17 protein-coding genes and 3 other annotated features (1 of these 20 running past the window's edge) are annotated in these 24,470 nt (G+C 43.2%); all 17 genes read right to left on the bottom strand.

The features are described 5' to 3' along the window. Positions 1–358: 358 nt before the first annotated feature. A complete protein-coding gene (gene cydC / locus ACYQ03_RS12635) occupies positions 359–2,080 on the bottom strand; it encodes a thiol reductant ABC exporter subunit CydC (RefSeq protein WP_459910289.1) in 1,722 nt (573 codons plus the stop codon). Continuing rightward, positions 2,077–3,804, bottom strand: coding sequence for a thiol reductant ABC exporter subunit CydD (cydD, locus tag ACYQ03_RS12640; RefSeq protein WP_459910290.1), 1,728 nt, complete (start codon positions 3,802–3,804; stop codon positions 2,077–2,079). Before cydD ends, cydC begins: the two co-directional genes overlap by 4 nt. A 121-nt stretch (positions 3,805–3,925) precedes the next feature. Further along, positions 3,926–4,930 (bottom strand): cytochrome d ubiquinol oxidase subunit II, encoded by a 1,005-nt coding sequence (gene cydB, locus ACYQ03_RS12645; protein ID WP_459910291.1) that lies wholly within the window; start codon positions 4,928–4,930, stop codon positions 3,926–3,928. After that, the gene (locus ACYQ03_RS12650) at positions 4,921–6,306 is read right to left on the bottom strand and encodes a cytochrome ubiquinol oxidase subunit I (RefSeq protein ID WP_459910292.1); all 1,386 of its coding nucleotides are present in this window, start codon (positions 6,304–6,306) and stop codon (positions 4,921–4,923) included. Before ACYQ03_RS12650 ends, cydB begins: the two co-directional genes overlap by 10 nt. 271 nt (positions 6,307–6,577) lie before the next feature. Beyond that, complete coding sequence (locus tag ACYQ03_RS12655) at positions 6,578–8,926, bottom strand: endonuclease MutS2 (protein ID WP_459910293.1); 2,349 nt, start codon at positions 8,924–8,926, stop codon at positions 6,578–6,580. 143 nt (positions 8,927–9,069) lie between these two features. Further along, positions 9,070–11,613 (bottom strand): U32 family peptidase, encoded by a 2,544-nt coding sequence (locus ACYQ03_RS12660; protein WP_459910294.1) that lies wholly within the window; start codon positions 11,611–11,613, stop codon positions 9,070–9,072. Between the two features lie 202 nt (positions 11,614–11,815). Next, a complete protein-coding gene (locus ACYQ03_RS12665; protein ID WP_459910295.1) occupies positions 11,816–12,769 on the bottom strand; it encodes an NGG1p interacting factor NIF3 in 954 nt (317 codons plus the stop codon). A 287-nt stretch (positions 12,770–13,056) separates the two neighbouring features. After that, on the bottom strand, positions 13,057–13,629 hold the full coding sequence (locus ACYQ03_RS12670; protein WP_459910296.1) for a DNA-3-methyladenine glycosylase: 573 nt from the start codon (positions 13,627–13,629) through the stop codon (positions 13,057–13,059). Further along, on the bottom strand, positions 13,630–15,339 hold the full coding sequence (polX, locus tag ACYQ03_RS12675; protein ID WP_459910297.1) for a DNA polymerase/3'-5' exonuclease PolX: 1,710 nt from the start codon (positions 15,337–15,339) through the stop codon (positions 13,630–13,632). 119 nt (positions 15,340–15,458) lie between these two features. Next, positions 15,459–15,731 (bottom strand): cell division protein ZapA, encoded by a 273-nt coding sequence (gene zapA / locus ACYQ03_RS12680; RefSeq protein WP_459910298.1) that lies wholly within the window; start codon positions 15,729–15,731, stop codon positions 15,459–15,461. Positions 15,732–16,045: 314 nt separating this feature from the next. Beyond that, complete coding sequence (gene pheT / locus ACYQ03_RS12685; RefSeq protein WP_459910299.1) at positions 16,046–18,466, bottom strand: phenylalanine--tRNA ligase subunit beta; 2,421 nt, start codon at positions 18,464–18,466, stop codon at positions 16,046–16,048. Between the two features lie 23 nt (positions 18,467–18,489). Beyond that, positions 18,490–19,512, bottom strand: coding sequence for a phenylalanine--tRNA ligase subunit alpha (gene pheS, locus ACYQ03_RS12690; protein WP_459910300.1), 1,023 nt, complete (start codon positions 19,510–19,512; stop codon positions 18,490–18,492). 51 nt (positions 19,513–19,563) lie between these two features. Further along, positions 19,564–19,813: a binding site (T-box leader), on the bottom strand. A 176-nt stretch (positions 19,814–19,989) separates the two neighbouring features. Then, entirely contained in the window at positions 19,990–20,793 is an 804-nt protein-coding gene (locus ACYQ03_RS12695) for a TrmH family RNA methyltransferase (protein ID WP_459910301.1), read from the bottom strand. 219 nt (positions 20,794–21,012) lie between these two features. Then, positions 21,013–21,369, bottom strand: coding sequence for a 50S ribosomal protein L20 (rplT, locus tag ACYQ03_RS12700; RefSeq protein WP_459910302.1), 357 nt, complete (start codon positions 21,367–21,369; stop codon positions 21,013–21,015). A gap of 35 nt (positions 21,370–21,404) precedes the next feature. Further along, positions 21,405–21,599 carry a 50S ribosomal protein L35 gene (gene rpmI / locus ACYQ03_RS12705; protein ID WP_459910303.1) on the bottom strand — a complete coding sequence of 65 codons (195 nt, stop codon included), beginning with the start codon at positions 21,597–21,599 and terminating at the stop codon, positions 21,405–21,407. A 16-nt stretch (positions 21,600–21,615) separates the two neighbouring features. After that, entirely contained in the window at positions 21,616–22,146 is a 531-nt protein-coding gene (infC, locus tag ACYQ03_RS12710) for a translation initiation factor IF-3 (RefSeq protein WP_459910811.1), read from the bottom strand. A gap of 23 nt (positions 22,147–22,169) precedes the next feature. After that, positions 22,170–22,292, bottom strand: a sequence feature (ribosomal protein L20 leader region). Positions 22,293–22,358: 66 nt separating this feature from the next. Next, positions 22,359–24,269 carry a threonine--tRNA ligase gene (thrS, locus tag ACYQ03_RS12715; protein ID WP_459910304.1) on the bottom strand — a complete coding sequence of 637 codons (1,911 nt, stop codon included), beginning with the start codon at positions 24,267–24,269 and terminating at the stop codon, positions 22,359–22,361. A 144-nt stretch (positions 24,270–24,413) separates the two neighbouring features. Then, positions 24,414–24,470: a binding site (T-box leader), on the bottom strand (it continues 158 nt past the right edge of the window).

Below are 24,470 nucleotides of genomic sequence, written 5' to 3' on the forward strand. Positions count from 1 at the left end.
TAGAAAATGCTCCTCAAGGGCCGTCGATCATTGTAATCATAATTAACACCCCGTCCTTAATTATGATAATGCATGACCTTATCATAACGCTAAGATAAAATGCCAGCAATCCATGTGGTAATACCACATACCGCATTTGAGGTGTTTAGGTCCTGAATACGACACTTTTCGCCATTTAGTATAAATTTAGCCGACATTTCATAAAATTGCTTGTATCTTTTGATAATTTAGACAGTTTTGATAGCATGCCATTGCCTTGCGGTAAATCCAAAATAACACTGTCCTAACACGGAACGACACTGGGATCGTTCCCTACATATTTCATAAAACCAAATTAGTAAAAGCTACAGTTGGATAGCTAACGTCTAACGGCCATAAATAGCCGTTGGTAAAGTCCCCTTTGTGCCAGCAATTGTTGATGATTACCCCTTTCCACAACGTTACCCTCTGCGAGCACAATTATTTGATCCATCCTCTCTAATCCAACAAGATTATGGGTGATAATCAAGGTGGTTTTTTCCTTCATAAGTTGGTAAAGATCCTGCATAATCTCCTGTTCAGCCACCGGGTCAATGCCAGTGGCTAATTCATCCAGTATCAAGATTGGCGCATTCTTTAAAATAGCCCTGGCAATGGCTAATCGCTGTCTTTGTCCCCCAGAAAGTTTAAAACCACCTTCGCCCACATAGGTATCATAACCTAAGGGTAAAGACATGATAAAATCGTGAATTTTGGCCTTCTGGGCAGCATTGATCATATCCTCCTGGCCAGCATCCGGCCGGGCTAACAATAAATTTTCCCTTATCGTTGTATTAAATAAGTGAGTCCGTTGACTAACCACCGCCATTTGCTCCACAAGTTTGTTTTGTTTATAATCCGTAATTTCTCTGCCACCAAGCTTTATACTACCCCCTTGGTAGTCGTAGAAACCCAGCAATAGACCAATCAAGGTGCTCTTTCCCGCTCCACTGGGTCCAACAACAGCTACTTTTCCACCTTGGGGAACTGTAAAACTAATATCCTGCAAAACCCAGGGGCTATCCAGATCATATCGAAAACACAGCTGAGAAAAATCTATTTGATAACCTTGGGGCAAAATAATTTCATCTTTATTATCGGATTTCGCAGCTCCTTGAGCAGTTATAGCAAACAATCTACTAGCGGCAGCCATGCTTTCTTGAAGAAAGGGGAAAATCATAGGTAGGGGAGTCACTGCTTCAAAACAACTAAGGGCAACAAGGGACAACATGGCGATATTAACCCCGGCCAACTCCCCTTGCTCCACCTTCATGATGGCCAACACTAAAATGCCCCACATGGTAAGATGCATGCAAAGTCCGGTTAAGGAACTGGCTAATCCGTTGATCTTAGCTACACTCCCTTGTAGTTTCAATAATTTTTCAGTTTCCTTTGCCACTTTGCCCAACTGCCTGCTCTGTTGACCACAGGCCTCAATATCGGCCATGCCCTGAATACTGCCTACTAGCAGGGAGTTTAATTTAGATTTGGACTCTACAATTTCTTCTCCCAAAGGGCAACTCCACCTACCGATTAAAATAGGTGCAATCAACCCAGCAATAAGAAAGAATAACATTAGCAGAAAAGACATTCTGATATCATAGTAGCTTAAAAAATAAAAGCTGACTATTAGTGTCATTAGAGCCACTAAAGGTGGTGCTAAAACACGCAGATAGAAATTTTTTAGTGTTTCCACATCGGTTACAATTCTACTTAGTAAATCACCGCTATGGTAATCCTTTAGACTGCTAGGAGCCAGGGGTTCTATATTTCTATAGAACCATACCCGAATACTACAAAGCACCCGGAAGGTAACATCATGGGAAAAATACCGTTCAAAGTAGCGAAAAATTGCCCTGGCAAGGCCAAAGAAGCGAACCCCTACAATTGCTACCATTAAATCCAGTATTGGGGGGTGCAGTGCTGCCCTGGAGATTAAATATGCCGATGTAGTAAGTAAACCAATATTACTTCCCACCGTAAGAAAACCTAGTAACACAGCCATAAGCATGAGCTGCCAATGGGGTAGCACCAGTAATACCAATTGCCTAATGGTACTCATGACTCACCCCCCCTGTATGCCCTAACCAAATCGTAATATAGCTTTTTCTGCTCCATTAATTCTTGATGCCGACCTTTCTCCTCAATCTGTCCTTCGTTTAAAACCAGAATATTGTTGGCACCATAAATGGTTGATAACCTGTGGGCAATTACGAGAACTGTTCTCCCTTTCATTAGTTGCTCTATGGCTTCCTGAACTGCCAAATCACTAATTAGGTCTAGCCCAGTAGTAACTTCATCTAAAATTAAAATAGGTGCATTTTTTAAAAATGCCCTTGCTATAGCCAATCTTTGTGCCTGTCCGCCGCTAAGTTTTATACCTTGTTCTCCCACGGGCGTGTTATAACCCTGGGGGAGTTTTTCAATAAACTCATGGGCACCGGCCCTATGGGCAGCCTCCCTTAGCTCTGACTCAGTTGCTCCTGGTCTAGCTAGCAATATGTTCTCTGCCACCGTACCATAAAAAAGATAGGTTGTTTGTGGTACCATAGACACCAGTTGACGCCATTCATTACTAGCCAAACTCTTCATGGTTATTCCGTTAACCTTTATTAAGCCCTTTGTGGGTTTGATATAACCCATTAACAAATTAGTTATGGTGGATTTTCCTGCTCCACTTGGTCCAATCAAGGCAATCTTTTCCCCAGGACATAAGTCAAAGGTTACTCCTCGTAGTACTTCTGCAGTTCCATAACTAAAGTGAACATTCTCAAAGGACAGTTGAACTCTTTGGGCATTAATCAGTTCTTTCGGAAGCTTTGTGGTTTCTGCACAAACAGGTTGATCAAGTACTTCAAAGATACGCTCTGCAGCCTGCATACCATTCATACCCGCATGGAATTTCAATCCCAATAACCGTAAGGGCGAATAAAATTCAGGTGCCAGTAGTAATAAAAAAAAGGCTTTTTCAAAAGTAATATGATTATAGACAAGATTTACTCCCAGACCAACCGCCACCAAAGCAGTGCTAATGGTGGCAAGTAATTCCAATACCAGGGCAGAAAGAAAGGCCACTCTTAGTACTCCCATAGTGGTCTTGCGAAAGTCATCACTGATTCTGCCAATTACTTTGATTTGATCCTTACTCCTGTTAAAAAGTTTCAAGGTTGTCAGGCCCTGCAAAACATCTAAAAAATGTGCACTCATGCGACTCAATATATGCCATTGGCGTTTTGTTAAATGATCTGCCCATTTGCCAATTAATATCATAAAGAAAGGTATTAACGGGGCAGTAATTAGGAGTATTAAACCAGAGGTTACATCAATGGGCAGAACAAACAATAGAACTGTTAGGGGCACTGCAACAGCTAGGACCAGTTGGGGTATATATTTAGCAAAGTACTCTTCCAGTGATTCAATACCTTCCACCATTAGGTTAATTAATTCCCCAGTTCGTTCACCCTTGACATAGATAGGACCAAGCTCAAAAAGCTGTTGTAGCACCCGTCTACGAAGATCAGCCTTAATCCTGGCAGCTACCCGTTGCGCAGAAATTTCACTATACCAGGCCACAAAGGCCCGTACAAATATTAAACCCAACAAAAGGATAAGCAATGGTCGTACTTGAGCTAGTTGATATCTTTCAATAAATACCAGACTTACGACACTGGCTAGGGTTTTGGCTTGAAAAACAACTATAAAACCCATAATAATCCCCAGCCCAATGGTTAGTATCAAATAATAACGTGCCTTTCTGGCCTCTTTTAAAAGTCTTTGATCAAGCATAGACCTATTCACCTCAAGCCTTTACCATTAGCCTTTAGCTGTTAGCTTTTAGCATTTGGGCAATAGCTATTAACTAACAGCTGGGGCTAATCGAACCTAGGTGCCTGGCACCGTCGAATGACTAATAATGCAGATGTTTCTTTGTTACACGATTTTTAAAGACCCAATAGGTCCAACCCTGATAAATTAAGACAATGGGTACCAGGGTTAGGGCTATAATGGCCATAATTTTCAATGTGTAGGGACTGGAAGAAGCATTATAAATGGTCAGACTCCAGGCAGGGTCCAGACTTGATATCATTACCCGAGGAAATAGACCCCAGAAAATTGATACAGTAAAAAAGATAATAGTTAAGCCGTTATATGTAAATGCCCAACCCTCTTTACCTTTGCGTAACATAAGCAGTGCGACTACCATGAATATACCTGACAAAAGGAATGCAGCACCAGCACCAGTCTTGCCAAACAAATCTGTCTTAATATAGGTCAAGGGAACTAACACCAATATCACCGGAATAGCTAATAGACCAACCTTCATAGCTGCACTACGAGCCCTCTCATAAATTCTGCCTTCTGTCTTGAGGGACAAGAAAAGTGCACCATGGAGGGTAAATACTAGCAAAGTCGTTAACCCACCCACCAGGCTATAGGGGCTGAGTAAATCTAAGAAACCACCTACATACTGCATTTTAGCGTCAATAGGAACACCCTGCAGTAAATTGGTAACTGCTACGCCCCACAACAGTGCAGAAACAAAACTTCCGAAAAAGATCATCCAATCCCAAAAATTTCTCCAGGTGGGATTTCTATCACTGCTGCGGAATTCAAAGGCTACACCACGTACAATGAGAGCCATTAAGATTAAAAACAAAGCCAGATAAAAACCACTGAACAGCGTTGCATACCAGTTCGGAAAGGCTGCAAAGGAAGCTCCCCCAGCTGTTAGCAACCATACTTCGTTGCCATCCCAAACTGGGCCAATACTATTAATAACTACTCTTCTCTCGTCGTCATCCTTGCCCAGGAAGGGTAATAGTATGCCTACCCCGTAATCAAAGCCTTCTAAAAAAAAGAAACCAATAAACAAGACAGTAACTAGAATAAACCAGAGAATATTTAAGTCCATAGGGACACCCCCTTGTCAGTTCTATCCAAATGAGTATGGACTGATTGTTCTGGACCTTGTTTAATAAATTTGACCATTAGATACAGATCGGCCAGGGCTAAGAGCCCGTAAATTAATGTAAAGCCAATTAAAGAGATGAGAATTTCCCCTGAAGAAACAGAGGGTGATACACCGTTTTCTACCTTTTGTAAACCATACACAATCCAGGGCTGTCGCCCTACCTCCGTCATGTACCAACCAGTGGAGTTTGCCAGGTAGGGTATGGGAATAGACCAAAGCAGTGCCTTTAAAACCATTGGTTTGGACTCCAAAGATCCTTTCCGCCAAAAATAAATACTTAGCAAAGTGATAAAGACCATCCAGGTACCCGCTCCAACCATAATGCGAAAGCTCCAAAACATTGGGCTAACGGGCGGTATATAATTGCCTGGCCCGTACACTACCTCAGCCTCTGTCTGCAGTTCCTTTAACCCTTTTACCTCACCAGTGAAGGTATTGTAAGAAAGAAAACTTAACAGTTTGGGAATGGTAATTTCAAAGGAATTGGTTTGATTTTTCTCATCCACCACGGCCAGCACTGCAAAGGGTGCCGGATCTGCAGTTTCCCAGTGAGCCTCTGCTGCAGCCATTTTCATGGGCTGGGTTTGGACTAAATATTGTCCTTGCATATGGCCTACGGTGGTAACTAATAATACACTAACTAAACCAAATATTAAGCTGATTTGGAAAGAACGGCGAAATACTTCCAAATTCTTTCTTTTCAATATGTAATAGGCACTTACCCCCATAACAAAGAATGCGCCAGTTACAAACCCTGCTAAAACGGTATGAGGAAACTGATAAAATACATGAGGATTGGTAATTAAGGCAAAAAAGTCTGTCATTTCTGCTCTGCCATTACGAATGGCATATCCCACCGGAGCTTGCATGAAAGAGTTGGCAATTAAAATCCATAGGGCTGATAGATTACTTCCAATGGCCACCAGCCAAATGCTTAGGGCATGTAACTTTTTGGGTAACTTATCCCAGCCAAATACCCAGATACCAATAAAGGTAGATTCCAGAAAAAAGGCTAACAATGCTTCAATGGCCAGTGGTGCACCAAAAATATCACCCACAAACCTCGAATACTCTGACCAGTTCATACCGAAATGAAATTCCTGAACGATACCAGTCACCACACCCATGGCAAAGTTGATGAGAAACAATTTTCCCCAAAATTGAGTCATTTTCTTATAGATTTCATTTCCTGTGCGAACATACATGGTTTCCATGATGGCTAACAAAACAGAAAGTCCCAATGTTAAGGGAACAAAAAGAAAGTGGTAAATCGTGGTTATACCAAATTGCCATCTGGCCAGTAGTAGTTCAGTCATGTTTATCCCCCCTATTGAATTAGCCATTAGCCTGGATCAGGGCTTATGGTTATACATATTATAGTAATAACAACACTGTATTTGTTGTTGCTTTCAGTTAATTTCATTCTTTTGTAAGCTGCATTAAAGATATTTTTTATTAAATAAGCGGCAGTTGCATAATTATTTTGTCATTGCACCCATAATTAGTGCATGGATCTGTAAATTTGAATAAAAAAGAAGCGTCGCTTTCCTACCAAAAGTAGTTATGCGACACTCCCCAAATTAACTATTATTTTAAGTTAACCACCGTAGCCCCGGTTCCACCTTCTCCAGTTTCTCCTAGCCGAAAAGACTTAACCCGGGGGTGATTTTTTAGTTCCCTGTGCACAGCTGCTCGTAAAGCTCCGGTCCCCTTGCCATGTATCAGTATAACTGAACTAAGTCCAGCCAGAAAGGCATCATCCAAGTACTTTTCAATATCCAACATAGCTTCGTCAGCAGTCATACCCCTGAGATCCAAGCTGGTTCCAATCTGCTGGGCCTTATCCATAAATACCTTTCCCACTTTACTTTGACCGGAGGTGGTGGCAACTTCCTTCGTCTTTCTCAGGTCTTTGAGGGATACAACTAACTTCATAATACCAACTTGTACCTGTACATTGTTGCCAGATACGCTCACAACATAGGCCTTTTGGTTATATTTCGGTAAAAAGACCTCCTCGCCTGGTTTAACCTCCTTAGGTATCTCCCCATCACTGGTACGCTGCGGGGCCTTGGCCGCAACTTTATTGGTTACCTGCTGCAGCTTACTACGGGCCTGGTGAATGGCTTCTTCACGATTTTTGGCACCTTCCTCAGCCAAACGAGACCTAAGTTCTTTTACCGTTTCTTCCGCCTCTAACCGGGCCAGGCGAACCAGGCGGCTGGCTTCCTCATGGGCCTTTTCCAGGATGATCTCTCTTTTATCCCTCAGTTCTTGTTCCAATACACGATATCGCTCTTTAAGCTTTTCACTATCCCGCCTCAGCGCGGTAGCTACTTCCCGTTCCTTTTCTGCAACTTGTTGAGTTTTTTCCAGTTTGGAGATTAATTCGGCCACCTCCACCTGCTCAGTGGTCAAGAAATTACGGGCACTCTCAATAATTTCCCTCCGCAGTCCCAGCCGGGCAGAAATTTCAAAGGCATTACTCCTACCAGGGCGTCCTATTAATAAACGATAGGTAGGTCGTAGGGTTTCTACATCAAATTCCACACTGGCATTTTCAACACCAGGCGTTGCATAGGCATAATTCTTAAGTTCGCTATAGTGAGTAGTGGCCAGGGTACAGGTACCTCTGCGATGTAGTTCCTCCAAAATTGCTCTGGCCAAGGCTGCTCCCTCGGTGGGATCGGTACCAGCACCTAGTTCATCCATCAGCACCAGAGATCCTTCTCCTGCTTGCTCCAAAATCCGAACCAGATTCGTCATATGGGAGGAAAAGGTACTGAGGGACTGTTCGATACTCTGTTCATCCCCGATATCAGCAAAGACCTGTTTAAAGACACCCATCTCAGTCCCAGCCTCCGCTGGTATATGCAAACCCGCCTGAGTCATTAGGGTAAACAAACCCACGGTCTTGAGGGTTACAGTTTTACCTCCGGTGTTCGGTCCGGTAATAACCAATGTTTTAAAGGTTTTACCTAAAGATATGGTGGCAGGTACCGCATCACCAAGGAGTAATGGATGCCGACCCTTTATTATATCAATGATATTTCCATTAATAATCCTGGGGCTCCAAGCATTTAACTTTAGACTGTAACGTGCTTTGGCCATAATAAAATCTAGTTCTCCCAATGCCTCCAGGGCAATAGAAATATCCTCGTGCACTGTGCTAACACCCTGGGATAGCTGGCCTAAGATTCGTTGAATCTCTTGCTTTTCTGCAGCCACCAATTGTCTCACTTGATTGTTCGCTTCCACCACTGCCATTGGCTCTACAAAAAGGGTAGCTCCACTGGCGGATTGGTCGTGTACAATACCAGGAATTTGATTGCGGTATTCTTGCTTTACTGGCACCACATAACGATCACCCCGGATGGTGATAATGGGATCTTGTAGGAATTTTTGATTTTCATTGGAACGAATAATGTTTTCCATCCGTTCCCTAATCTTATTTTGAGCACGCTGAATACCCCGGCGAATCTGTAACAACTCTGGTGAAGCATCATCGGCAATTTCCCCACCGGGCAAAATAGCTTGCAGAATATTTTTCTCCAGTTGAGCCTGATTGGTCAGTGATTCTGCTAACTCTGATAATAGTGGGTAAATGTCTGTCTTCTCACTAAAAAACTTTTTAATCTGTCGGGAAGCTGATAAAGTTTCACCAATAGCAAATAACTCCTCCGCCGAGAGCACAGCAAAGCGGGAAGCCCTGATTAAGGCCTGGCGCACATCATGCCAACCTGTGAGTTCTGCTAAGGGATCTAACCTGAGCAGCTCCCGCCCCTCGCTAGTTTCTGCCTGCCAACGCTTAATATCTTCAATGTTTGTGCTAGGCCTTAATTCTTCAACTCTCTGTTTACCAAGTTCCGATTGTGCATGGGCTGCCAAACGTTCTAAAACCTTGTTAAATTCCAACCGCTTGATTGTTCGTTCCATCCAGTATACTCCTTAGTAAAACTTAGCTTAATCACCATACCCAAAGGCCTTATAATTAGATGCTTCTTTACTCCTTTAGGTTATGGCATCTGCCTTACTTCGCCCTTACGCATATCTGAAAGGTTATACTTTCTTAATATGCCTTAAATAACTCCCCTGAAATAGTGACCTTTGGTAATGCCTGAAGTACTTAGTTGTTCCAGATCTTCCTTAGCTTCCTTGTCTTTACGTTCATCCCGCAAATTATGTTTATATCGTTCTATGGCTTTGTGATAATGATTCACTGTTCTCGCCACATACTCATGATCTTCTTTCTTTGCCTCTATACGCAACACAGACACACCTGCTGATAGGAGAGTAAAAACATCCTCAATGACACACAAATCTTTAGCATTAAACAGATGCATACGGCAGTACTGATCTACCTCTATGGGAAAAATCAGTCCCATCCGATCCTTCAAACCACATCTCTGACTATGGCAAGGTCCTGCACATTTATTTTCCAAGGTTAAACCACCCAGGACACTTCCCACAGGACAATAACGAGTATTCATTAGGGGAACAGCACCCTGTACCAAGACCTCCAAGGGCACAGGGGTTGTTTTGGCTATTTCCTGAACCTGTTTCATAGTTAACTCCGGAGACAGGACAATCCTCTGAACACCCTGTTCCTTGAAGTAATGTATGGCCGCAGAGTTAAAACTGTTGAGGGTAAAATCGCCAATCACTGGTTTGCTGGTGTAATCTTTAATTATCTTCAACAAACCCAGATTACCAACCAAAATTCCACCCAGTGGCAGTTCTGCAAGCCGCTCTAACAACCCTGTGAATCTTTTCAAATCGTGGTCATGCAGGATTCGTGGCGAATTTAGTAACAGAGACACCCCGTTCTTATGGCAAAACTCCAAACCTGCCCTGATATCTCTTTCTGTAACAATCCCTTTCGAACGGTAACTTTCGCCACCAAAATAGACAATATTGGCTCCATAGCTGACCGCAGCTTCCAGTGACGTGAGGTCTGTAACATTCACAGCTAGCAACGGACTAATTTCAGGAGACTCAGTTTGTCTAATAGATTTAAGGGCTCCCCGAAGGCGCTCTTTAAACAAGTGCTCTGCCACACCAGGCCGTCGATCCGCCTTTGCCCTTTTTTGTTCCAGATCCGTTAGCACCCTGCGGCGCAGCTCGTTGATCTCTCGCATGGGAAGGATAACACTGCCTGCCAGATCTGCCTCCAGCTCTCCCAAAGCAAAGGGCGTATTACCCAGGCGATCCAACTGATCCTGTAAAAATTCCTTTGTCAAAGGTCTTTTCAATGCTTCCTGACAAGCTTCGTCACTGTAACCATCCGCAGAAAAACCCTGGTCATCCACCACCCTTAGGTACATGGGTTCACCAACTACGGCCCTAACTAAAAAATGCAAAGGAATTTTCCTGGTTTCCCGTGTTGAGGTGAAAGTTTCCCGGGCACGTTCCATTAGACTTGCATCATGGGTTTTAAAGACACGATCACCTGTATGAATCTTTCCAGGCATAGATAATCCCACCACGGTGCCTGCTTGAGCAAACTCAACCTGCTTGCCGTTAACTATAATACTATTAACTTCTACTCCGCTGCGACCACCTTCGGTGACCCACACTTCAACACCGTCCCCTAGTCGCAGAGGTTCCTCTAATAACACTTCTACTGTGTTGAATTTTTTATTGAACCCCTTGACTCGTCCCAGACGGACCCCACGATTATTGGGGCGTTTGTAACTCATTAAATTTTTACCAGGGTTACCTAAAAAATAGCCTGGACTAAAATCACGGTTAAAGATTTGGGCTAAATCTCGGGCCTCATTTTCCATAACCTGATAACTTTCAACATCTTCCATGGCCCGGTCAATTAAGTTTCGATAGGTACGAATAACCGTTGCCACATATTCTGGACGTTTCATTCGGCCCTCTATTTTAAAAGAATTTATGCCTGCGGCAATTAACCGAGGAATCAATTCACTGGAATTAATATCACGGGGACTCAGCAGATATTCACCAATCTTAGTAGGGTCAGCAAGGTTTCTGCCCCGCTCATCTACCAGCTGATACTGAAGTCTACAGGGTTGAGCACATTTGCCCCGATTGCCGCTGCGCCCGCCGATCATACTGGACATCAAGCATTGACCGGAATAGCAAACACAGAGGGCCCCGTGGGCAAAGACCTCCAGATCAGCTCCAGTTTGTTTTTTAATTGCTGCAATTTCCTGCAGGTCCATCTCCCGGGCCAACACAATGCGGTCAAAGCCGCTCTGTTGCATCAGTTGGACACCTGGCAAATTATGTACGGTCATTTGGGTACTGGAATGCAGTGGCAGCTCAGGAATAACCTCCCGTGCCAACCTGGCTAAGCCTAAATCCTGTACGATAACAGCATCAACCCCAGTATTATGCAGGAAGTGAAGAAAGCCCAAGGCTTCCTCCAGCTCGTGGTTTGCCAAGAGGATGTTTACTGTTACATGAATTTTGACTCCACGAACATGGGCATATTCTACCGCCCGGGCCAATTCGTCATGATCGAAATTACTGGCAGAATGCCTGGCATTAAACAATTTGCCGCCTAGATATATTGCATCCGCTCCGTTTTGTACTGCAGCTACCAGAGCTTCCCAGCTTCCTGCCGGGGCCAGCAGCTCAGGTCCTTGGGTCATGGGGGTTCCTCCTAATACTAATGTAGAGTATAGCTGAAAATTATATTTATTTTTAGCAAGGGTTGTTATCATCTCAAAGCTACTGTATAGCCATTAGTCGTTAGCTATTAGTTTTTAAGAACCCTAAAGGCAACAGCATTCTACGACTAAAAGCTCAAGGCTAAAGGCTAACTGCTAATGGCTAACAGCTAAAAGCTAAAAGCTAATAGCGCTTTATACGAATCAAGCCCGAACAGGTTAATATTTCCACGCCCTGTTGCTCAAGCTGATCCAAAATCAGATTCATGCCTAGGGAATCGCTGGCCATATGACCTGCAATGATAACATTTACATGGTTCTTTTCAGCTTCTTTGCGATGCTTCTCGCTGATATGCATAACTACCAGGGTGCCAACACCAGCGATGGCTAGCTTGGCATAGGCATCCTCAGAACCGCTGGTGCCACCGGTCATATCTACAAATACTTTACCGGCACTACGCTCTTTGGAACCTACCACAATGGTGGGACCTGCACCGGTTTTGACAGCTGCTGCATATTCAGGAATATCCTTTAACACCTTGACAATGTCGCCTAGGGTTTCACAATAATTTTCGCCAATTTTCTTTTGTACATATTCTGTAACCATATTATCAGCAGGGGTATGACAGCACATCATGGGTATATCCAGTAACCTTGCTACATCCACAGCTCGATTGTGATTTACCGGCATGAGACCCCGGCGAACTTCGGCAATGCGACCAGCCATAATTCCTTCTGCTACGTTAACTGGTACTCCCAATTGGTATAACAGGTCTTCTTGCAAGTGCATGACATCATAAAGACCGGCAGTTGCCTTTCCTTCTGGGTGGTGTGCCATAATTAAATCTATCTTTTTACCTTTATCTGCCAGCCGATCTGCCAGTAACACTTCACCTACTTCCATATCAATCCCAACTAAAATTCGTTTTACTTCTCTGTCCAACTCTCCAAAAAGGACTCTGGTATCAGAATAAGGGTTAAAAATACGATCTTGATCCACTTCTTTCCTCTCGTCCTCTTTTAAATCAGCAATTTTTTTCTTTTCCCTATCCAACTGTTTTTGCACAACTTCCAAACCCCGGGGATCATGCTCAATACCCATTTTAATAATAAGATCATAGATTTCTTGTAATTTCATAATTATTGTTGGCTCCTTTCAATTTAGCTTTTAGTTTTAACTATCCTAAAAAATGGCTTACAATTCATCGGTGCCAGGCACCTGGGTTACAAACTGATTTGACAGTTCCGGGCGGAACGACACAGGGATCGTTCCCTACATTTCTTATAGTTAACCTATCCTAACATGCTTACAAAAAAGGCGATATGCTGTGGTTCAATTTTATCTTCTGCAAGTGCCTCTGGCGGCAGGAAAATCTTTTAGCTTTTCAACTTTCCGCTAACGACTAAAGGCTAATGTCTAATATGCTACTTTTTGGAAATAAATTTGTTGCCTTGAATATAAAAACGCAAGGGCAGATCAGCCCCTTCCTTTATGCCTATGCGGGTGGTAATGTAGATATCCGGTGGTGGGTCGGGGGATGGAGCAATAAATAATGGGCCTGTGGTTAAGTCCTTTTTATTATGCTCTTTGGTGATACCAAAGGCCTGGACCAACCGAGCTGGTCCGCCGCACAATTCATGGAGACGATCCCTACCACGGCGTTTTCTCATGAGTTCCAGTCCTTCTATAGGTTCCAGGGCTCTAATAAGAACAGCTTCCCCTACCCCTTCGGAAGCCGTAACCACATTAAAGCAATAGTGCATACCGTAAGTGAAATAAACATAGGCATGTCCAGGGGGCCCAAACATAACACTGTTACGGGGTGTCATACCCCGTGAGGCATGACAGGCTGGGTCCCCCTGCAAATATGCTTCAGTTTCCACAATTCGCCCCACCGTAATCCCTTCTGGACTCCTGTGCACCAATAATGTCCCCAACAATTCCTTGGCCACCAAGGTAGTATCCCTGGCATAAAATTCTACCGGTAACGGTTGCATTTATCGCAGCACCTCTTGTAAATCTTCTAGGCTTAAAGTATTAATGACATCCTGCGGTTCCAACCCAGCCCTACGGGCCACCGCTACGCCATAGACAATTTCATCCAAGCGCATAAGGTCATGGGCATCGGTATTGATACTGATCTTAATCCCTAAATCTTTGGCTTGCCGTGCATAAACCTCGTTTATATCCAAGCGGTCAGGCGAAGAGTTGATTTCTAGTATCGTATTAGTCTTAGCTGCTGTTTCTAATAACTCTTCAATATCCACTTCATAGGGTTCTCGTCTGCCTATCAGACGGCCCGTCAGGTGAGCAATGATATTAACCCGTTCATTCTCCATGGCTTTGGTGATTCGACGGGTAATCTCTTTCTTACTCTGCTTAAAACCCGTGTGAATAGAACCGATTACCACATCCATTTGCTCTAGGATTTCGTCTGGATAGTCTAATTCACCATTGGGCAGGATATCCATCTCCACACCCGTAAGCAGTGTAAAATCATCCAATTTCTTATTTAATTCGCGAATCAGATGATGCTGCTGTGCCAGTCTATCAAGGTCCAATCCATTAGCGATTTTTAAGGATCGCGAATGGTCCGTAATAGCCGCATAGGAATATCCCTTCTCCCGACATCTCTTGATAATATCATCTATTCCCAGAGCAGAATCGCTCCATGTAGTATGGATATGAAGATCACCCTTAATATCTGAATTATTTATTAGGGATGGCAGAGTACCCCTTAAAGCTGCTTCCACCTCGCCGGAGCCTTCACGCAGTTCCGGTGGAACATATTCCATGCCAAGGGTTTTGTAAATACCTACTTCATTATTGATAGGTAGAAATTCATCCTGTTTTGACTTAATACCATGGTGATTCAGTTTCAAACCTTGTTTTGCTGCAATTTGTTGCAAACTTGTATAATGGTCTTTAGACCCAGTATTGCGATGGAGTGTAAAGAGAAATTCCTCTGGCGACGCCACCTGCAAATCCACAGAGAGTCCCCACCAGGTGGCTACGCAGATTCGATAGCTTTGTCTTTCAATTATCTCTTTCACCCTGGGATGAGCGGCAAGGGCAGTCAATAGAGGTTCTGGATCCTCGGCCGCGGCCACTAAGTCTAAATCTTCCACCGTTTCCTTCCAACGTCTGGTACTGCCAGCTACCTCCACCTCTAGGGTGCCTGGTAATAGTTTTAGGTATTTAATTAATTCTGCTGCAAGTTCTCTGGCTACAGAAAGACGAGTTCTCCCTTGGCGGTTGCGGAGCATTTCAATGCCATTTAAGATATCCCATTCCAACTTTGCGCTAAAGCCCTTCAATGTACGAACCTGCCGTTTATTAACTGCCTCTGCTAATTCTTCTAAATTGGTAATACCCAATTCCTTATACAGAACTCTGGCCCGGTTAGGGCCAATTCCTGGCAGTTGTTTTATCTCTAAAACACCCCGGGGAATTTCCTGTAATAATTGTTGATGCTTCTTTAGTCTTCCTGTTTCAAGTATTTCCTTAATTTTTTCTTCTATAGCCTTGCCTACCCCAGGTATTTTAGATAATAATCTTCGGCGGTGTAATTCCTGGATAGGTTGCTCTAACTTCGCAAGGACTTCCGCCGCTCGACGGTAGGCCCTTATTTTATAAAAGTCTTCTCCCTGAAGTTCCAATAAGTCGGCCAACTCGGTGAAAACCCATGCGATTTCTATGTTCTGCATGAAAACCGCTCCGTTTCTGTGCTACTTTATGCTTTACAATATTTTTAATTGCTTATGTTTATTTAACTTAATGATTATCATCCCCAAATGTCACACCAAAAATAAAACTCATGATCTGGTCATGAGTTACTGGAGTTTGCTTTTTCCGGATCCATCATTTGCAAGAGGTTGTCATACTGTTCCTGGAGCTTGATTAACTCATCGACCAGATTAACAACCGTCAATACAGCAACTTTATTGGGAGAGAGTACGGGGTTTCTTCGACTTATCTCCATCATCTTTTTGTTAACCAATTCTGCTACAGTTTGCATATATTCCGGGGATTCATGCCCTTTTAAGGTGTAGTACTCACCAAATATTTCGACTTCCACCTTACTTGGTTGCTTAGACATCTTTAACCCCCCTAATATCCTTTGCTGATTGTTTATTCGCTGTTATTATGCAAATTCCTTCATGTTTTTGCACCTTGCTGAACAATTGTAAATTTTGGGCAGCGGGATATGATTCCTCTGCTTAAATACAAAGAGAACTGATGCCACAATGAATATGTAGATATACTGTGGGAACGACACGGGGGTCGTTCCCTGCTGGTGCATATGCGTTATATCTATAAAATGAATATAAAAGGAAGTGTCACTATTATAGAAGTAGTTTTAGCGACACTCCCTTTGCTAAGACCTGTTATGGTCATTAATGCTAAGTTCCTTTATTTCCTTAATTCTGCTCCGGTCTGGGCAGCTAATGATTTAATAATTCGCTGCATTTTATCGTTTATTTCTTCATCCGTTAGGGTCCTATCCAGAGCCTGAAACTTCATGGAAAAAGCTACACTCTTATAACCCTCAGGAACCTGAGTTCCCTGATAAAGATCAAATATTTCCGTTTCTTTCAATAAATTACCGGCAGCCTTTTGAATAATCGAGAGCATATCCGCAGCCAAAACTTCCTGTTTCACTAAAACAGCCAGATCCCTTTCTACCGTCGGAAACTTAGGCAAACCTTGATATTGTTTTACAGGGCGGTCAGTTTGTGCTAAAACCTGTAAATCTAACTTCATGGCAACAGTTCTGCCAGGCAGCTCAAAGTTTTCCACTACATTGGGATGGAGTTCTCCCACTACACCCAACACCTGTCCGTTTGTTTCAATGGACGCACAGCGACCGGGATGGAAGCTAGGATCCTGATGACGTTTAAAGACAACATCTGGAACTCCCAGGGCTTGTAGTAATTGCTCTACGACACCCTTCATGAAGAAGAAATCCATTTGTCTGGCAGACTGATTCCAGGTTTTTTCTGTATTGCCATAAGCCACTGCTGCCAGTACTGGTACCTCTTCTGGTAGAGGTTGCCCTTCCTGGGGATAAAATACCCGAGAAATTTCAAAAATAGCTCCACTTTGGGCACGACGATTAAGGTTTTTAACCAGTACCTCCAACAGACTAGGAACCAAAACTGTTCTCATAACAGATTGTTCCTCACTGAGAGGATTTTGAAGTTTTACGACATTCCTAAACTTACTGTTCTGAGGTAAATTCATTAAATCAAATATCCTTGGATGTACAAAACTGTAGGTGACAACTTCATAAAACCCACATGAAGTCATAATCTTGCGGATATCCCAATTCATTTGTTGCTCAGGAGTTCTCACACCCTGGGTGGATGCACCAAAGGGCAAAGTCTCAGGAATCTGATTAAAACCGTGTAATCTTGCTACTTCTTCTACCAGATCCCACTCACCAAAGATGTCTGGTCGGAAGGTAGGAACAGTAACCAATAGTTCTTCCCCCTGCTCCTGTACTCTAAATTGCAAGTTTTCCATGATTTGTACAATTTCCGATTTGGGGATTTCCACTCCCAGCATCCAATTTACCCGACTGGGTCTGAGCAAGATAGTTTTTTCAGCTATAGGGTTAGGAAATTGATCGATGGCCCCCGAAACAACAATTCCCCCTGCCAGTTGTTGAATTAATTGTAAAGCCCTGTCTGCAACCTTCTTGCAATTGTTAATGTCAATTCCTTTTTCAAAGCGTACGGATGATTCCGAACGTAGTCCTAGGGCCTTGGAAGTTCGCCGTACATTAATAGGATGAAAGTAAGCGGATTCAATAAGAACATTTACTGTATCGGCAGTAACCTCACTGTCCAGTCCTCCCATGACCCCGGCAACAGCCACCGGACCTTTTTCATCGGTAATGGCCAACATTTCAGGGTTTAAGGTACGCTCTACACCATCTAGAGAGACAATTTTTTCATTTTCTTTGGCTCGGCGGACAATAATATGGTGGTTAGCAAGTTTATCATAATCAAAGGCATGTAGTGGTTGACCAGTTTCCAACATGACGTAGTTCGTTACGTCTACCACATTACTAATAGGTCTCACACCAGCTGCCCGCAGTCGATTTTGCAACCAAATTGGTGAAGCCCCTATCTTAATTCCCTTAATTACTCGCCCCACGTAACGCCTACACAAATCAGGGTCTTCTATCTCGATTTTAGCTATTTCATTGATATTTTCCTGGTTTTCCTCTAATTTTGGCACAGGAACCTTTAATCTAGTATTTAATAAGGCCGCCACATCTCGGGCAACACCAATCATGCTAAGGGCATCGCCGCGATTGGGGGTAAGGTCTAATTCCAGCACGGAATCGGATAAACCTAATACTTCCTTAGCATCCAAGCCCACTTTTACATCATCAGGTAAAATTAAAATGCCATTAGCCATATCGGCGGAAAGGAGTTTACTTTCCATTCCCAATTCTTGGCCAGAGCAAAGCATCCCCCGGGACTCCACGCCTCTAAGTTTAGAACGCTTAATCTGCAATCCCTTGGCCAATTTTGCACCTTCCAGGGCCACTGGAACCATATGACCCTCCCGCACATTGGTGGCACCAGTAACAATTTGCAAAGGCTCATCTTTACCTGCATCCACCTGACAAACCACCAGTTTATCAGCGTTAGGGTGTTTTTCTATTTTTGTGATCCGCCCGGTAACAACATTTTCAATTTCAGCACCCAGTTCTTCCACAACATCTACAGCCAGCCCGGATAGGGTTAGCCTATCAGCCAATTCCTGGGGTGTAATCTGAATATCAACATAATCTTTAAGCCATTGGTAAGAAACTCGCATGGTTATCTAAAAACCTCCCGAATCTAGAATTGTGCCAGAAAACGCAAATCGTTATCAAATAACAACCGAAGATCATCTATGCCATACTTCAGCATAGCAATTCGCTCAACCCCCATACCAAAGGCAAAACCTGTTACTTCCTCGGGGTTGTAGCCAGACATCTCTAGGACTCTGGGATGTACCATACCCGAACCAAGAATTTCCAGCCAACCACTCCCCTTACAAACTCTACAGCCGCTTCCTTTACAATTGAAGCAGGAGATATCCACTTCTGCACTGGGCTCAGTAAATGGAAAATAACTGGGACGCAATCTAGTCTTGGTTTCAGGCCCAAACATTTGCTTAGCAAAGGTAGCTAATATGCCCTTTAAATCTGCAAAGGTAATATGCTTATCCACGGCCAGACCTTCCACCTGGTGAAACATAGGAGAGTGGGTTGCATCATCATCTCTACGATATACTCGACCTGGACAAATTATTTTTATTGGCACCTGAGGCACCATTTTTTCCATTGTCCTTGCCTGCACAGGAGAAGTATGGGTTCTTAAAAGAACCTCTGGATTAATAAAGAATGTGTCTTGCATATCTCTAGCCGGGTGGTCTTTAGGCAAGTTTAAAGCTTCAAAATTGTAGTAATCCAGCTCCACCTCTGGCCCTTCGGCAATTTTAAAGCCTAAGCCCATAAAAATACTTTCTATTTCCTGCATCACCTGGGTCAGCGGGTGTAATCTACCCAAGCCGAAACGGTGACCTGGCAGAGTAACATCAAGGGTTTCAGCAGCCAACTTTTGTTCCTTTTGGGCTTCTTTAATCAGGTTATTTCTTTCTTCTAGAGCCCTTTCAATTTCTGCCCTTACTTCATTGGCCACCTGTCCCACCTTGGGCCTTTCCTCTGCGGATAAAGCACCCATACCCCGTAAAACCTGTGTAACTTCACCTTTTTTTCCTAGGTATTTAACTCGAATATCATTGATTGCTTCTGGGGTATGGGCATCCCTGAGAGCAGTTAGCGCTTCCTGAGACAAAGTTCTTAATTTTTGCTCCATGACGATCCTCCTGTAAAAATAAGATAAAATAATAAAAAAACCGTCCCTAAAATTAGGGACGGATCAGCTCCGTGGTACCACCCAAATTGTTCTAGAATCAAGAACCACTTAGAGGATAAATTAACATTTATCCACTTCTGATAACGGTAGAAGAACCGGCGAAACCTACTAGTATGTAAATACGTTCAGAACGCAGCTCAGGGGTGAACTTTCCGGAGTTTTTCTTTAAAAGGGCTTCCAGTCTTGACCCTTTCTCCCTGTAAAGAAAAATCTACATACTTTTCCCCGTCATTGCACTGGCATTATTAGTGTAGAACCAGCCGGCGATAATTTATATACGCTGTAACCGACCCGGTTGCTTCGAACAGGTTCCAAAAAAATTCGGCGGTTATCAACACGTAACCACAACCTTTCATCCTTTTTTGGGGACCTTTCGACACTGATTATATCATATGGGTCTAAGCAAAACAAGGAAGTTTACTGAATTTTATGCCTCTGCCTAGTTGCTTCATAAAGGATAATAGAAGTTGCTATAGCAACATTTAAGGATTCTGCATTGCCGGGCATTAGTATGGTGATCTTTTGATGTTTATGGCAGAAGATTTCCTTTCTAGGCCCAGCCCCTTCATTGCCCACCACTATTCCCACCGGTTCTTGAAGATTTGCCCCAAAGACAGGGATACCATCCGCGGGATCTCCTATCAGCAGGGTAATCCCTAAGGAAATTAGGTAATTTAATACACCCTCTACATCCTCAGCCTGCATCACCGGCAAGTGGAACAAGGAACCCATTGTTGAGCGCAAGGTTTTGGGATTGTATAGATCTACTGTACCTTTAAGTAAAATAACACCACTGGCTGCCGCAGCGTCAGAGGAACGAATAATGGTACCAAGGTTGCCTGGGTCCTGTACACCATCTACAATAACTACCAAAGGGTGTTGTCCAGGTTTTACCACATCCCCCAGAGTATAATCCGGTTGCCAAAGCACCGCCAGCACTCCCTGGGGAGTCTCTGTATCGGTCAATTCCCTCATGATACTCTCAGACACTTCAAGGGTTTCTATCCCTTTACCTCTGGCCTGTTCTAACAGCATCATACCCCGTTCTAGTTGGGTTCCCTGCGCTGTATACAGTAAGTAATCTGCAGTCCAATTGCTAGCCAAAGCCTCTTCAACAAAGCGAATACCTTCAACTATAAACTTTCTTTCCCTTTGGCGAAAATTTCGTTGTGCTAGTCGTTTTATATATTTCACGTGTGCATTTTGGGTTGATGTAATCATTGGATCTCCACCATCTCATTTTTTAAAATTTAACATTTCCTTTATAACCACTAGTATATCCTTCCCATGCAATTGGCTGTGCAAGGGATATTGCACCTACCAATTCGTCAGATTATCTTTCCTAATGAACAAAATCCAATGCTCTCTCCTAGGGCTGAGGGCTTTTATATAGCAAAAGCATGGTCCAAGACCATGCTTTAGTTCATCACTAATGGGTTTTTAGGCAAGCTTGGACTTAGCAAGCTCAACAAGTTGGCCAAATGCCTTGGCATCGTTTACTGCCAGATCAGCCAGCATTTTACGGTTTACTTCTACACCAGCTTTTTTCAGACCGTTAATGAAGCGGCTATAGGACAGACCATTCATACGGGTTGCTGCGTTGATACGAGCAATCCATAGTTTACGGAAATCACGTTTTTTCTGACGACGGTCTCTATAAGCATAAAATAAAGCTTTCATAACAGCCTGGTTGGCTACCCGAAACAGCTTGCTACGGGAAGCTCTATAACCTTTGGCCAGTTTTAAAACCTTTCTATGTCTATTACGAGAAACCACACTGCTTTTAGCCCGTGGCATGATGATTACCTCCTTTTACTTAAAAAAATCAACTTTTAATAGGGCAGTAGTCTTTTAAGACGAATTACATCAGACTCATGAACAATGGTAGATTGGCGTAAGTTACGCTTACGTTTAGGAGACTTTTTACCAAGAATGTGGCTGTGAAAAGCGTGCCAGCCACGAATTTTACCAGTGGCAGTTTTCTTAAATCTCTTAGCAGCCCCACGGTGGGTTTTAATTTTAGGCATCTAGGGCAACTCCTTTCTAATCTTGCTTATCATTTTTTGGTGCTAAGATCATAATCATGTTTTTACCTTCAAGCTTAGCGTGTCTTTCCACAATGCAAATATCTTTCAGGTCTTGGGCCAAACGTTCCAGGAGGGATCTTCCCAGCTCTGTATGAACAATTTCTCTGCCACGGAACATGATAGTAACCTTGACCTTATCCCCATCTTTTAGGAAGCGTTCAGCATTCTTGGATTTTACAGAATAGTCATGATCCTCAATGCGAGGGCGAAGTTTAACCTCTTTAATCTGAATAATCCGCTGTTTTTTCTTGGCTTCCTTCTCTCGCTTGCTTTGCTCATATTTAAATTTACCAAAATCCATAATACGGCAAACCGGCGGTTTTGCTTGGGCAGCAACCTCCACAAGATCCAGCTGTTTTTCCTCTGCTAAACGCAGAGCTTCTTTAAGAGGCATAATGCCCAGCTGGTTGTTTTCAGCATCTACTACCCGTACTTCACGTGCTCTAATTTCCTCATTAATGCGTTGCTCTTGTTTTGAAATATATATTCACCTCCAAAATTTAAAGTCAAAACAAAAATAAAAAGCGGGTGACAAACACCCGCTTATAGACACAACTATAAATATAATTTGTGTTAGATAACCCTACTAACTATAGTCGTAAGGTGAGAAGCGGGATGCTTCTACTTGCAATTATATTAAGTTCAACAGATGACATTGTACCATAGACTACCTATGGAGTCAAGGCTTTCCCTTTAGACTTAGAAAATTGCCTTACTTTTAATGTCCTCTTCAATCTTTTTAATGAACTCTTCCACAGCAATGGCGCCAATATCTCCCTTGCCCCGTTGACGTACAGCAACAGTTCCCTGCTCCATTTCCCGATCACCTATCACCAACATATAGGGGACTTTTTGGGTTTGAGCTTCCCGAATCTTATAATTGATCTTTTCATTTCTGGCATCCAGCTCCACCCGAACATCCAGATCATTCAGTCGTTTTACTAATTCTTTGGCATATTCATGATGCTTATCTGTGATAGGTAACACTTTAACCTGTACCGGCGCCAACCAAACCGGGAAAGCTCCTGCGAAATGCTCTGTGAGAATACCAATAAACCGTTCAATGCTACCGAACACAACCCTATGAATCATAACCGGACGGTGCTTTTGACCATCTTCACCAACATAGGTAAGTTCAAATTTTTCCGGCATTTGGAAATCAAGCTGAATGGTACCACACTGCCAGGTTCTTCCTAAACTATCGGTTAAATGAAAGTCAATCTTCGGACCATAAAATGCCCCATCGCCCTCATTCACTGTATAATCCATTTTTTTAGCTTCCAGGGCATCCCGCAGAGAATTTGTTGCAGTTTCCCACATCTCATCGGAGCCCATTGATTTTTCCGGACGGGTAGACAGTTCCACATGATAGCTTAAACCAAAGGTATTATAGAAATAATCAAACAGGTCAATTACCCCGATAATCTCGTCCTTAATCTGGCTGGGTAACATGAAGATATGTGCATCATCCTGGGTAAAGCAGCGCACCCGCATCAGGCCATGTAAAGCACCTGACAACTCGTGGCGGTGAACCAAACCCAGTTCACCCCAGCGCAGGGGAAGATCACGGTAACTGTGCATTTTAGTTCTGTAAACCAGAATACTGCCTGGGCAGTTCATGGGCTTTACTGCATAATCTCCTTCATCTATCTTAGTAAAATACATATTTTCTTTGTAATGATCCCAGTGTCCGGATTGTTCCCATAGGCCACGATTTAAGATAATAGGTGTGCGTATTTCCTGATAGCCACGCTTTTTATGTTCCCCACGCCAGAAGTTTTCCAATTCATTGCGTAATACCATGCCCTTGGGATGGAAAAAGGGGAAACCTGGTCCCTCTTCCTGAATACTAAAGAGATCTAGCTCGTGACCTAGTTTTCTATGGTCACGACGCTTAGCTTCCTCAATACGAAACAGGTGCTCATCCAATAAGGCTTTTTTGGGGAAAGAGGTACCATATATACGCTGCAGCATTTTGTTTTTCTCACTGCCTCGCCAATAAGCTCCGGCAATGCTCATTAATTTAATGCTTTTTAATTTCCCGGTGGAAGGTACGTGAGGACCAGCACACAGATCATTAAAATCCCCCTGGTGGTAGCAAGAGATAACAGCATCCTCAGGAAGATCTGTAATTAGTTCTACCTTGTAAATTTCGCCCTGCTTTTTAAAGTGTTCCAAGGCCTCTTCCCGGGAAAGTTCAACCCTTTTAAAAGGAATATCTTCCTTAATAATGCGATCCATTTCTTTTTCAATTTGTTCAATTTGAGCTGGCGTAAATGGTTGTTCTACATCAAAGTCATAATAATAACCATCTTGAATGGCGGGACCAATTGCTAGTTTGGCACCTGGAAATAATCTTTTAACAGCCTGGGCTAAAACGTGGGCTGTACTATGCCTGTAGACCTTTTTTCCCTCTTCGTCATTAAAGGTGAATAATTCTAAAGTGGCATCTTCATTTATGGGATACTCAAGATCCACGATTTTACCGTTAATTTTGCCGGCTAAGACCTCCCTGGCTAAACCCTGACTGATACTTTTAGCAACATCCAATACAGTAGTTCCTGCGGGATATTCTCTGATAGAGCCGTCTTTTAGTGTTACCTTTATCATTGTATTTTCTCCTTTCGGTAATTCTTATGAAAATAAACTTTGCCTTGGGCCATGAGCCATGGGTCTTGGGCTTTTTGTGCATTTTTTATTTTGGGGTCTTTAGCTTATGGCTCATGGCAATATAAAAAACCCCGTCACTGATTTCTCAGGGACGGGGTTATCTCCGCGGTTCCACCCTGGTTGGAGTCATAGACTCCCACC

The sequence above is a fragment of the Desulfotomaculum defluvii genome (assembly GCF_054657375.1).